Here is a 12,422-nt window from a genome sequence, read left to right as displayed (position 1 = left end):
CCCCATGAGCAGTACCCCGGACTTCAAGCAACTGCCGACCGGCGCCGTCGCCTTCCCCGAACCGAGTGCGGTGTTCGTCGCCGACCAACAGGGCCTGGCCCGCCACCTGCACCCGTTGTTGAGCATCGACGCAAGCAAGGTCAACCCCGAGTGGTCCGGCCAGTTGCACCTGCTCAGCCCCCTGGAACCCTACGAGGGCCTGGTGGGCGAGCTGACCGAGGATTGGGAACTGCACAGCGAGTTGCTGAAAACCAACTGGATCGGCTTCACGCTGGAAAACGGCCGCTACCGCCTGTGCGGCGATCCGCGCTACTTCTTCCTCGATGAAGGCAACACCCAACTGCACGAAGGGGGCCCGGACCTGCAGCAGGAGTTGCTGGAACACTACGCCGAACAGCAGGCGGCATTTGAAGCCAACCGCCAGTTCTACCGTGAGCACGGCCACCTGGCCCGCACCGACTGGGGCAGCGACCCGGTGGAATTTATCGATACCCTGGGCGGCGAGCTCGACGCCCGTGCCAATTGGGTGGAGACCGTGGAATTCCCCATGGACGTGGTCGAAGTCGACGATGACAGCGGCGACTCCAGCGTCTGGCCCCTGAGCCCCGCCGGGCGCCGCTTCCAGCATGTCCTCAGCGTCCCCGGCTGGCACTACCGCAGCGCCGGTGCCGACCGCATCGTCATGTTCTACGAACCCGTCGACGGCCTGGTCCTGTTCACCTTCGACTGGTCCTGACCCGTCGCCGCTGCCTAACGCGCCCCAAGCCTTCGGCAGCGGCTACACCGGCAACTCCACCCGCGCTTCCAAACCGCCGCCTTCGCGGTTGTACAGGGTCAACTGGCCGCCGTGCTCGCGCACGATGGCCCGCGCCGATGACAGCCCCAACCCCACGCCGCCGGTGCTTTTATTGCGCGACTGTTCCAGGCGAAAGAACGGCTCAACCACCTGCTCCAGGCAATCCGCGGCAATCCCCGGCCCGCGGTCCAGCACGCGCAGGATCAACTGCTGCGCGCCCTGTTCCAGCACAATCTCCGGCTCGCCGCCGTATTTGATCGCGTTGTCCAACAGATTGCCCATCACCCGCCGCAGCCCCAGGGGCCGGCCGCTGTACACCAGGCGTGGCGGGCCGCTGAACGCGATATCAATGGCCTGGTCCCGATAATCGTCGATCAGGGTTTGCACCAGCTCCGCCAGATCCAGCTGGGTCGCCTGCTCCAGGCGCGCGTCGTCGCGAAAGAACTCCAGGGCCGAATTGATCATGGCCTGCATCTCGTCCACATCACGAAACAGCCGCTGCTGTTGTTCCGGGTCTTCGATAAATTCCCCGCGCAAGCGCATGCGCGTCAGCGGCGTTCGCAAGTCGTGGGAGATGGCCGCGAGCATCTGCGTGCGGTCCTTGATGAAGTGCTGCAACTGCGCCTGCATGGCGTTGAATGCCAGGATCGCCTGGCGAATTTCATGGGGCCCCACCGGCTCGATCGGCGGCGCGCGAAAATCCACGCCAAAGCGCCGCGCGCCCTGGGCGAACTGTTGCAGCGGCCTCGCCAGGCGGCGGGTGGCAAACAGCGCCACCAGGCCGGTGGAGATCAGCACCAGGACAATCACAATCAGGTTGCGCGGCCCCTCCTCCAGCCCCCAACTGCGCGAGGTCGAGGAGAACATCAGCCAGGAGCCATCGCCCAATTGCAGCAACAACGCATAGCGCCCGCTGGAACCGGGCCAGTCACTGGGTTGATAGGCCTCGATACGCACCCCCGGCGCCTTGAGCAAACGCCGCAGCCCTTCGGAATCCTGGTGATACTCCGGGTCGTCGACCACTGGCACCTCAACCCCTTGGCGCGTGGCGTACCAGGCCACCGTCACCCCTCGATCGCTGACCGCTTGCGTAAGGCGCGAACGACTGGCCGGTTCCGAGGCGTCGAGCAGATTGGTGATGGAGGCAACCCTTTCCACCAGGCCGGACTCGCTCAACGGCGGATACGCCCAGACCCCGGCCAGCTGCACGAACAGCGCGTTGAACGCCAGGGCCGTGAGCATGGCCATGATGATGGTCAGGGCGATCCAGCGCTGCACGGTGTCCCGCAGGCGGTAACCCAGTGCCGCCTTGAGCCCGCTCACTGGCGGGTCACGCTGGGGGTGAACAGGTAGCCGCCGTTGCGCACCGTGCGAATCATCGCCGGGCGCTTGGTGTCGAACTCCAGCTTGCGGCGCAGGCGGCTGACCTGCACATCGATGCTGCGATCAAAAGCGTCATGGGCATGCCCGCGCGCCAGGTCCAGCAACTGCTCGCGGCTGAGGATGCGTTGCGGGTGCTCGACAAACACCAGCAACAGGTCGAACTCGCCGGCCGAGAGCGGGATCATCACCTGCTCCGGCGAACGCAGTTCGCGCCGGGTGACGTCCAACTGCCAGTCGGCAAACTCGATCAAGGGCCGTGGCACCTCGCCGAGCAGCGGCCGGCTCTCCCCGGCACGGCGCAGCACCGCACGTACCCGCGCCAGCAATTCGCGGGCGTCGAAGGGCTTGCTCAGGTAATCGTCGGCGCCCATCTCCAGGCCCACCACCCGGTCGCTCAACTCGCCCATGGCGGTGAGCATGATCACCGGCGTCGCATGCAGCAGCCGCAGGCGTTGGCACAGGGTCAGGCCGTTGTCGCCGGGCAGCATCAGGTCGAGGATGATCAGGTCCGGCACCTGTTGCGCCAGCGCCGCCCACAGCGAGGCACCATCGGTGGCGACCGCCACCTGATAGCCGTGCTGGACAAAAAACTTCTTCAGCAGCGCGAGGACCTCAAGGTCGTCGTCCACGATCAACAGACTGCTCACCAGCGGGCATCACTTCAGGTCGGAAAGAGCCGCTATCTAAAACCATTCGGCCCGCTCCGTCATATATTTCAACCCGGTAACAAACCGTCAGCGGCGCAACAAAGCAGACATCTTTGCGCAAGGTGCGGCTGCCAGGATCGGCGCACTTTCCTGGAGACTGCGCGCTCATGCCCTCACTGACTCACTCCCTGGCCCCGGCCCGTCACGCCGCCCTGCTGTTGACCCTGGCTTACCTCACCGGCTGCAGCAGCCAGCCGCCAGCCGGCAGCGACCCCTGCGTCCAGAGCGCCACCGCGGTGTACGACCCGGCCGAGCCGCTCAACCGTGGCATCTTCGCCTTCAACCGCACGGTGGATAAATACGCCCTGGCCCCCGTTGCCCGAGGCTACCGGCAGTTGCCGGATGTGATGCAACAGGGTGTGCATAACTTTGCCAGCAACTTCGGCGAGCCCAAGGTCCTGATCAACGACCTGCTGCAGGGCAACCCGCAGCGCTCGGTCAACACCCTGGGGCGCTTTGCGGTCAACAGCACCGTGGGCGTGCTGGGCCTGATCAACGTCTCCGACCCGATCGGCATCCCGCGCCACAGCGCCGACTTCGGCCAGACCTTCGGCGTGTGGGGCATCGGCAACGGTCCCATCGTCGAACTGCCGCTGCTGGGCAACGGCAACAGCCGCGACTCGGCGGGCAAAATCCTCAGCTTCTTCGTCGACCCCTTTGGCGATCACAGCGACACCGTGCAAACCCTGGGCACCGTGGCCACGGTCGGCGGTATCGTCGACGAACGCGCCGCCCTGCTGCCGCTGACCGATAGCCTGGAAAAACTGCCGGACTACTACAGCGCCCTGCGCAACGTGGTCGCCGAACACCGCGCCGCCTTTGTCGAAGAAGGCAAACAAGGGGCCACCGAGCCCGCCCAGCACCGCTGCCCCGGAGCCAACGCCGATGACTTCTGAACGCCCCAGCCTGATGCTCCTGCAACGCGTGGCCAAACACGCCGACGCCACCCTGCATTGCCGCGAAATCAGCCTGCAACTGGCAGCCGATTCGCAACACCTGATCCTCACCCGCTACAACGAACGCTACAGCCCCGAAGGCATGGAATGGGTCGAACGCCGCCACCGCGTCAGCATCACCGACCTGATGCGCTGGGTGATCGAACACGGCCAGGCGCTGGAACTGGAACAGAGCAGCGAACCGCGCCGGGTATCGGCCTAAGACGCATACGCCGCCCGACCTGGGCGGCGCATCAACAGAAACAGCTCAGGGGTGCCTGCGCGCCAGGCGCCCCCGACCTGCCCACCGCCTCACCTCAATCTCGCCGTTGCCCTTCCCCGTTCAGCGGCCACTCGCGCAAACACACATCGTCGACAATCGCCTTGCCCATCTCACTGAAGTAATGCGCAGCCCAGGCATAACGATCATCGCCCTCCATGGCCGCATCCAAGGCCAGCATCTTGGCCTGGAACAACAACTGCGACACATGCTCCAGCGCCTCGCGCAGCGGCACATCGGGGTTGACCCGAAACAACGGGTATCGAGCCTCGCCGCTGGGGGCGAAGGTGACGCTGCCGAGGGTTTTGAGGAAGGTGGTCATAGGGCACCTGTGAGATTGGCCAAGAAGTGGAAGGTGTTGCGGGAGAGAAACAATGCGACTGCTCCTATGCCTGAGAAGGAGCTACCACGTTCGTTTCCAAGCGAATGGGTGGCAGTTGTACGCTAGTTGGTAAAACCGGGGTATAGAACCCGGCAGGACCGAAGCCCTCCCGAGCGCAGCCGCTTCTACACGAAACCGCAGGCAAAAAAAGCTCCTGCAATCGTGATCTGGGTGCTGATGCGCCTATACGGGTTTCCAAGCCCGGTCACCGAGTTGTCAGCGACCGTTCAAACAACTCGAAAGAGTTGATCAGAGCGCGAGCAGAAAGGTGCTTATGACGTAAGCGACGATTACAAAATATTTTCTTTCAGTCATAAAAAATAACTGCTAAAAATGCCTTCTAGAATTTCCAATTGCTAGAGACCTAAACGCGACATCAAAAAACATCGAAATTTTTCAGCCCGCATTAAGCCAATAGACATTGCAACGGCTAATTACCAGCATTAAGAATCGAATGAATACTGAGTACTGACCAAGGACGCACTACCACAATGAACTCGACGCTGATTATTCAACACGAAAAAAACATCATTACAACGCAAAAAAATTATCAGCGTAGCGATTTCAACACAATGCATAAATCTAGACCTTATTATAAAAATCCAGAACACCCATCATGAACAGATCAAATATTCGGCGAACTATTGGGAACATTCGACCTGGAAACTTTAAAACAGCCAGCAGTCAAAAAAACATAATAGTTGACTACATGCTTTTTATGGGCTTGCCGCATGAAACTTAACCAACAGAGTAAAGTCTTGGCTTGAGGAAGAAAAGATCTCAAACCGATTCCTGACAGACCTGACTACCTCAAACAACATCACAACCTAAATCTATACATAGAGGTAATCAGTTGGAACAACTTAATTCGCGGCACTGCAATTAAAAAACAGGTTTTTTTCCATAAACCATGGATCAGCTAACCTACCAAATTAAACCACAAACTCAAAGAAAGAATAACGCAATGATTGAAAAGTTCTTAGCAATCCAAAACATAGGGAAATTTTCAAAATTCAATATCAAAAAAGGTGATTGGAACGGAGTCCTCGCAAAAAACAATATTATTTATGCACCAAACGGCTCTGGAAAAACCACGCTTTCTTTAATATTTAAATCACTGAAAGACTCTCCTAAACTTCTAGAAGAAAAAACTACATTCCCTGATCAAAGACACGCCAACGGCGATCAGAAGATTTCCCTACGTGCAAATGGTGAAACATTCGATTTCCAACATGGGAACTGGAACAAACACTTTCCATCAATTGAAGTTTTCAACATACACTTCATTGAAGAAACTCTATTTTCCTGGTCCGCACAACCGAGAAAAAACCAACTTAACTTATTTGACTACTTATCAAGCCCGGCAATAACCGAAAAAAACATTAAACTTTCAAAACTCGTCGCAAAAAGACAAGAGATAAGTAAGGAAATACAAAAGATAAAAAATCTTGCAAGAAAAAGCAAAATAACTAAAGAAGATCGCGTTAACAAACTCTCCGCAATTGAAACCGAAAGACTCTATTATGCTGAAAAAATCTCAGAAGCCAACAAAGAAATGGGCTTAGAGTCACAAATAATATTTCAGAAATTTGTAGAGCGTGTAAATTATTATCTAAGCAAATTTTCACGATCATTACGACTTGAAAAATTCTCAAAGGAGCTTGACCAACGAACAACTTTCTATCTTCAATTTGGAGAAAACAGAGTAACATTTGACTCTAGGAAGAGCAGTCACCAATTTCGTTATACCTTGTCAGAAGGTGATAAAAATGCATTTTCCATTTCTGTATTTTTAGCGAAGATCTCTTGTGGCCCGGACCCTAAGGACTTGACAATAATATTTGACGACCCTCTGTCTAGCTTGGACTCAGGACGTAGACACTTAACAATTAAAGAGCTATCAAAACTTTCCAACAAGATCTCTCAATTAATCGTGCTAACTCACGACGCGTCGTTTGCAGCGGAACTTGAACGTGAGATACGGGGAGAGGTTTCCTCTCTAGAGTTAATATCTACTAACGCCGAGAGCTGGCTAAAGAAGAGAAAGCATCAAGAAGAGCACATCACCGGACTATTCTTAGATATAAAAACACTTACAGACTTCAAAAAAAATGGTGCTGAACATCAGTCGGATAGACGTGACATTGTCAGATGCCTGAGACCAACACTCGAAGGTTTTATTAGAATAAAATACTACGACACATTAACAAACTCTCAGTGGCTCGGCGACTTCATTGGCTTAATTCGCTCCTCAACTGAAAAAGATGAACTATACAGACTGAAAACCTCCGAAATATTAGACAATATTTGCGATGTCAATGACTACTCAAAGAGCTATCACCATTCAAATCCTGACCAGCCAGACCAATTCATTGATGAGCACGAGCTCAGCATAATGGTTGACACAACATTAAAACTAATAAAAACACTTTAATAACAAAATAGAAAAAGAGAGGGTATTAACATACCCTTTCGAAAAAACCTTCAAACCCACAACTATAAAGCATTACAGATAATCTTTACCTCAAAACAATATAACCAATTACTCCATTACTAACTCAAGAAACTTACCTCAAACTTTAACAAACCTAAAAGAGCAATAATCACTGAGATATAGCGGAGCTCAAAATTGAGTTTTTCTGAATATCCCACGTTCGCCCTTAGTTTAAATTGTGTGGAGCTTTTTTACACACCACCGCACTCACCGCCAAACACCCCGCCGCCACCGAATACACCCACACCGACGGCGCCACCGGCAATAACACGCCGGCCAACAATGGCCCGATCCCGGCGCCGATATCGCGCCACACGGCGTTGGCGGCCAAGGCCCGTACTCGTCCGGGGCCGGGGTGGCGTTCGGCGACGACGGTGACCACTAGCGGCAGTTGCAGGGCGCGCAGGATCAGGACCAGGGCGCCGCCGACGATCAGCCAGTGCCAGCCGAAGCCGATCAGGGCGATGGAGGTGAGCAGGGAGAAGACGATGAGCATGCGGGTGGCGCCCCAGCGTTGTGCAGCGACGCCGCCGAGGGGGCTGAGGAGCATTTCCGAGACGTAGCGCAGGGCCAGAAGTACGCCGGCGACCACCACGGCGTCGCCGGCCATCAGGTGTTCGGCTTGCAGGGAGAGGCCGATGATAAACAGGCCGTCGAGCACCAGGCCTTCGATAAAGGACCAGACGGCGACGCTGTCGGGGCGTTGAAAGCGCCGGGGCGAGCTGGCCAGGGGGTGGGGGTTGGCCGGGAGGCCGAAGGACAGCCACAGGCCGAGCAGCGAGGTGGCGGCCATGACCAGGAAGATCAGGCGCGGGCCGTACTCCACCGTCAGCAGCGCGCCCAAGGGCAGGGCCAGCATCGGTCCGGTGGCGATCAGCGCCCGGGAGCGGCCAGTGCGGCGGGCTGCGCCGGTGGGTTCGGCGGTGGCCATGACTTGAGTCGACAGGTTGAGCGCGGCGTAGGACAAGCCCCAGCCCAGGCGCAACACCAATAGCCACCAGAACCCGGACAAACTGGCGTAGCCCAGGGCACAGAGCGCGGCGGTGCCGGCGGCCAGCAGGCAGATCGGGCGGTCGCCGTGGCGCGCATAGAAGCGCATCACGTAGCTGTAGCCAAAGATCCTGATCAAGCGGTTGGCCGCCAACAGCAGCCCGGCTTCGGCCAGGCTGACGCCAAAGGCTTCGTGCTGCATCGGCAGCAGCAGGTACAAGAGGGTGTCGCCGGGCAGGCACAGGCCGAGGATCGACGCGGCGCGGGCTGAATCTCGATCAGTGTTGCGGGTGCTGCTGGGGATGGCATCGGGCATGGGCTGGGCAACCGGGCAAAGGCGGCCTTCAGGGTGGCGGCAAGCCCCCGCACTGACAAACGCTTTAATTGCGCCCTATATGTGACTAAATTAGACCCATGATTGCCGACCTCCCCCCGTTGAATGCCGTTCGCGCCTTTGCCGCCGCCGCTCGCCACGAGAGCTTCAGCCGCGCGGCCGAGGAGCTGCACGTGAGCCACAGCGCGGTCAGCCGCCATATCAAGTTGCTCGAAGAGCACCTGGGGGTGCTGCTGTTCGAGCGCCGTGTGCGGCAGTCGATACTGACCCCCGCAGGGCAGGCGTTTTATGAGCAGGTCAGCGTGGCCCTGACCCAGATCGCCAGCGCCGCCGCGTCTTTGCGCCAGGGCGCGGCACTGCGCAAGGTGACGCTCAATGTGCGGCCATCCTTTGCCGTGCGCTGGCTGATCCCGCGGTTGCCGAACTTTATGGCGCAACACCCGCAGATCCAGCCCGAGGTGGTGACCAGCACCCAATACCCCGACCCGGCGCGGGAAACCTTTGACCTGGTGATTCGGCGCGGCCGGGCCGGCTGGTCGGCGGCGTTGCAACCGCAGCGGCTGCTGGAGGATGAAATGCTGCTGGTGGCCGCCCCCGCACTGCTACACAACACGCCGCTGGCCAGCGCCCGCGACCTGGGCCGACACACCCTGCTGACCAGCCGCACCCGCGCCACCGACTGGAGCAAATGGACGGCCCACTGCGACCTCGCGCCCCTGGGCAGCCCGCCGACCCTGCAGTTCGACCATATGCATTTTGTCCTGCAGGCCTGCGTCGACGGCCTGGGCCTGGCCCTGTGCCCGGCCTCGCTGTTGGGCAAGGACCTGGCCAGCGGCCGCCTGGTGTGCCCGTTGCCGACCTTGCGCCAGCCGCTGCCGCGCTATTACTACGCGCTGTCACCGGAAGCCGGAGCTGACGCCGAACTGTTTATGCAATGGATGCGCGCGCAGATCGAGCAGGACGCACTGGATAACGTGGCCCAGATACCGGCAACGCCTTGATACCGCGACCTGGCTGACAGCAATTAGCGACCTGCCCGGCACCACACACAGCCTGATCTGACAATTCTTCGACATCCTCTGCGGTAAGATTCACGCCTCTGTTTGCCCGATGAGCCCCGATCGTCCATGCCCCTGACTGCACCTGTTACCACCGCCCTGCCCCCTGTGCTGGCCGGCCCGCTGCTGCGGCGCCTGCAACCCACGCGCCTGGTGCTGTGGCTGGTGGGATCACGGGCGCTGCAACTGACGCTGCGCTTGCAGGTGACCGCGGGCAAGCCGGCGCAGGACATCGCCCTGGACGCCCGGCAGTGCCAGGTGATCGCGGTCGGCCAACAGGCGTTCATCCACCTGATCGACGTCACCCTGGAGGCGGCCCTGCCCCAGGACGTCGCCATCGGCTACGACCTGCTGCTCGACCACGGCGATGGCGTCACCTCGGGCATCGCCGACTGGGCGCCGCACCTGCTGTACGGCCAGGCGCGCAGCCCGGAGTTTGTGCTGCACAGCCGCCTTGGGCAGTTGCTCCACGGCTCGTGCCGCAAGCCGCATCACCCGGCCAATGACGGCTTACTGTGCGCCGACCGCCTGCTGGCCGAGGCCCCGGCGCCGGAGCAGCGCCCGGCCCTGCTGATGATGAGTGGCGACCAGGTGTATGCCGACGATGTGGCCGGGCCGATGCTGCGGGCGATCCATGCCCTGATTGCCCGCCTCGGGCTGTTCGACGAGCACCTGGAGGGCGCGGTGGTGGATGACAGCGCCGCGCTCTACGGCCACCGCGCCAGCTACTACCACCGCGCCGAATTGCTGCCGGCGCTGAAAAGCAACGAGACCCTGCGCGAACGCTTTTTTGGCGGGGTGAAAAAGCCGATTTTCACCAGCAGCAGCGCCGACAACCACCTGGTGACCTTCGCCGAAGTACTGGCGATGTACCTGCTGGTTTGGTCGCCGCTGCCCTGGACCCTGATCGCCCCATCACCACCGCCGTTGCTGCCCACTGAGCAGGCCCGCTACCGACGCGAGCAGCAGCATATCGACGGTTTCGTGGCCGGCCTGGGCGGCGTGGCGCGAGTCATGGCGCACCTGCCGTGCCTGATGATTTTCGACGACCACGACATCACCGATGACTGGAACCTCAGCGCGCAATGGGAAGAAACCGCCTACGGCCACCCGTTCTCCAAACGCATCATCGGCAACGCGCTGCTGGCCTACATGCTGTGCCAGGGCTGGGGCAACAACCCGGACGCGTTTCCCGCGCTGCTCGAACAAACCCGGGCCCTGAGCAGCACCCCACAGCACGGGCACCTGAACGCCGCCGCCCAGGATCAATTGATCGATGAGTTGCTGCGCTTCCAGCACTGGCATTACGTGCTGCCAACCGCCCCGGCGCTGGTGGTGCTGGACACCCGCACCCGGCGCTGGCGCAGCGAGTTCAACCTCGGCCAACCCTCGGGCCTGCTGGATTGGGAGGCCTTGAGCGAGCTGCAACAAGAGCTGCTGGACCACCCTTCGGCGATCATCGTCTCGCCGGCGCCGATCTTTGGCGTGAAGTTGATCGAGACCGTGCAAAAGGTCTTCAGCTGGTGCGGCTACCCGCTGCTGGTGGATGCGGAAAACTGGATGGCCCATCGCGGCTCGGCCCAGGTGATCCTGAATATCTTCCGCCACTCGCGGACCCCGGGCAGCTACGTGGTGCTGTCGGGGGACGTGCATTATTCGTTCGTGTACGAGGTGCTGATCCGTCACCGCAAGAGCGGGCCGAGGATCTGGCAGATCACCAGCAGCGGCATCAAGAACGAATTCCCCCCGGCCCTGCTGGAATGGTTCGACCGCCTCAACCGCTGGCTGTATTCACCGCGCTCGCCGCTGAACTGGTTTACCAAGCGCCGCCTGATGCGGGTCATCCCGCACATCCCCGAACGGGCCGAAGCCGGTGAGCGGCTGTGGAACTCGGCGGGGATCGGCCAGGTTTTTTTCAATGCACAGGGGCAACCGCAGCAGATTTACCAGCACAATGCCGACGGCTCGGCGCCGACTCGGATGGTCGCGCCGGATGAGCCATCCAGCCGCTGACCGGCCCGGTAAAACGCCTTCGCCCCTGACCCTTGCGAGCCCCGCCGCTGATGAAAATACTCTTCACCGCCCTGGCCCTGCTGTTGCTCGGCGTACTGTTCACCGGCACCTACCAGACCATGGAAGACGGCTACGCCGAAACCCGGTTCTTCATCAAAAAGTCACCGACCCTGCGTATCCGCTTCGAGAATATTTTTGCCTACGAGGCAGACGACAAATCCCTGGTCGAACTCAACCACGACCAACGCCAGCAGGTGATGGATTACTGCCGTTATCGCCTGGGTATCGTGACTCAGTTGCAGAACCAGGAGCAGTTGGAGCGGTGCAAGGCGCGATAAGGCTCAAGGCCGGGCATCGGCGCTGCAGTAGTCGGCTTTTTCCAGTTTCACCTCGTCCGGCAGGGCATTGCCCTGGCCGTCGATCTTGCGCAGCAGCGCCAGGCATTGCTGCTGGGTGTCATGGATAAACACCAGTTGGTAGTTGACCCCGGCCTCAGGGGTGAAGCGCACCGACTGCGCGCAGCTGTAGATCAAGTCGCTGTTGCTGGGGCGCTCGGTGTTGCTGAACATCAGGGCGAACGGCCGGTTGGCGGGGATTTTCAGCTCGTTGGCGCCGAAGTCGTCGCTGCGCCGCAGGCGGTCGGCCTCGGCGCTCATGGGCATGCCCAGGGAACGGAAGTTGGGGTTGGGGCGATTGCCGTGGGGGCGGACCATCAACCCCGAGTCGGGCTTGCGCCAGTCAATGCAGTCGCTGCTGGGTACGCCGCGGACAATGCCTTTGGCGATGATGCGGATTTGCGCGGTTGGCCCGCTGCCTTCGGGCAAGCGATAGCTGACGGTGGTGGCCTTGAGTGTCGACAGGCGGGTACAGCCACCCAGGCCCAGGCCCAACGCCAGACACAGCAACAACAGGGATGTGGGTTTCATCGTTCGTCCTTGAGCATGGCGGACGGCTGCCAGGGGGTGGCAACCATTGAAAAAGATTGGCAATCCTACCTCAGGGCCACAGGCCGCTGAGGAGTTTTTACCAGGGCGCCGATTGCCGGCGCCT

The 12,422-nt window shown here is 59.8% G+C and carries 12 protein-coding genes; 7 read left to right on the top strand and 5 right to left on the bottom strand.

The annotated features are described in order from the left end of the window. The first annotated feature begins 4 nt into the window (after positions 1-4). A complete protein-coding gene (locus CF161_RS20070; RefSeq protein WP_020298435.1) occupies positions 5-736 on the top strand; it encodes a hypothetical protein in 732 nt (243 codons plus the stop codon). 42 nt (positions 737-778) lie between these two features. On the opposite strand, the gene CF161_RS20065 is transcribed toward CF161_RS20070, so the two are convergent. Beyond that, entirely contained in the window at positions 779-2,044 is a 1,266-nt protein-coding gene (locus CF161_RS20065) for a cell wall metabolism sensor histidine kinase WalK (protein WP_084471739.1), read from the bottom strand. 71 nt (positions 2,045-2,115) lie between these two features. Further along, entirely contained in the window at positions 2,116-2,826 is a 711-nt protein-coding gene (locus CF161_RS20060; protein WP_020298433.1) for a response regulator, read from the bottom strand. A 167-nt stretch (positions 2,827-2,993) separates the two neighbouring features. Here CF161_RS20060 and CF161_RS20055 point away from each other — a divergent pair, with 167 nt between their 5' ends. Together CF161_RS20055 and CF161_RS20050 are read left to right on the top strand one after the other, a co-directional pair. Continuing rightward, a complete protein-coding gene (locus tag CF161_RS20055; protein ID WP_020298432.1) occupies positions 2,994-3,782 on the top strand; it encodes a VacJ family lipoprotein in 789 nt (262 codons plus the stop codon). Continuing rightward, positions 3,772-4,044, top strand: a complete 273-nt coding sequence (locus tag CF161_RS20050; RefSeq protein ID WP_020298431.1) for a hypothetical protein — start codon at positions 3,772-3,774, stop codon at positions 4,042-4,044. Before CF161_RS20055 ends, CF161_RS20050 begins: the two co-directional genes overlap by 11 nt. Positions 4,045-4,138: 94 nt before the next feature. Here the strand turns inward: CF161_RS20050 and CF161_RS20045 are convergent, their stop codons facing one another. Further along, positions 4,139-4,423 (bottom strand): DUF3077 domain-containing protein, encoded by a 285-nt coding sequence (locus CF161_RS20045; protein WP_020298430.1) that lies wholly within the window; start codon positions 4,421-4,423, stop codon positions 4,139-4,141. 1,024 nt (positions 4,424-5,447) lie between these two features. Here CF161_RS20045 and CF161_RS32355 point away from each other — a divergent pair. Then, positions 5,448-6,917 carry an AAA family ATPase gene (locus tag CF161_RS32355; RefSeq protein WP_177326792.1) on the top strand — a complete coding sequence of 490 codons (1,470 nt, stop codon included), beginning with the start codon at positions 5,448-5,450 and terminating at the stop codon, positions 6,915-6,917. Between the two features lie 226 nt (positions 6,918-7,143). Here the strand turns inward: CF161_RS32355 and CF161_RS20040 are convergent, their stop codons facing one another. After that, the gene (locus CF161_RS20040) at positions 7,144-8,283 is read right to left on the bottom strand and encodes an MFS transporter (protein WP_020298429.1); all 1,140 of its coding nucleotides are present in this window, start codon (positions 8,281-8,283) and stop codon (positions 7,144-7,146) included. A 98-nt stretch (positions 8,284-8,381) separates the two neighbouring features. Between CF161_RS20040 and CF161_RS20035 the strand changes: the two genes are divergently transcribed. The 3 genes from CF161_RS20035 to CF161_RS20025 all read left to right on the top strand — a co-directional run bounded on the left by CF161_RS20035 (position 8,382) and on the right by CF161_RS20025 (position 11,710). Then, positions 8,382-9,302: a LysR substrate-binding domain-containing protein gene (locus tag CF161_RS20035; RefSeq protein WP_020298428.1), complete on the top strand. Its 921-nt coding sequence runs from the start codon at positions 8,382-8,384 to the stop codon at positions 9,300-9,302. Positions 9,303-9,428: 126 nt separating this feature from the next. After that, on the top strand, positions 9,429-11,372 hold the full coding sequence (locus CF161_RS20030; RefSeq protein WP_020298427.1) for an alkaline phosphatase D family protein: 1,944 nt from the start codon (positions 9,429-9,431) through the stop codon (positions 11,370-11,372). 50 nt (positions 11,373-11,422) lie between these two features. Beyond that, a complete protein-coding gene (locus tag CF161_RS20025) occupies positions 11,423-11,710 on the top strand; it encodes a hypothetical protein (RefSeq protein ID WP_020298426.1) in 288 nt (95 codons plus the stop codon). A gap of 3 nt (positions 11,711-11,713) precedes the next feature. Here the strand turns inward: CF161_RS20025 and CF161_RS20020 are convergent, their stop codons facing one another. Then, a complete protein-coding gene (locus CF161_RS20020; RefSeq protein ID WP_020298425.1) occupies positions 11,714-12,298 on the bottom strand; it encodes a hypothetical protein in 585 nt (194 codons plus the stop codon). Positions 12,299-12,422 lie beyond the last annotated feature (124 nt).

The sequence above is a fragment of the Pseudomonas sp. CF161 genome (genome assembly GCF_000416215.1).
Taxonomy (GTDB): Bacteria; Pseudomonadota; Gammaproteobacteria; order Pseudomonadales; family Pseudomonadaceae; genus Aquipseudomonas.
The sequence above is the reverse complement of the archived record's forward strand: the minus strand, read 5'-3'. Positions and strand labels throughout refer to the sequence as shown.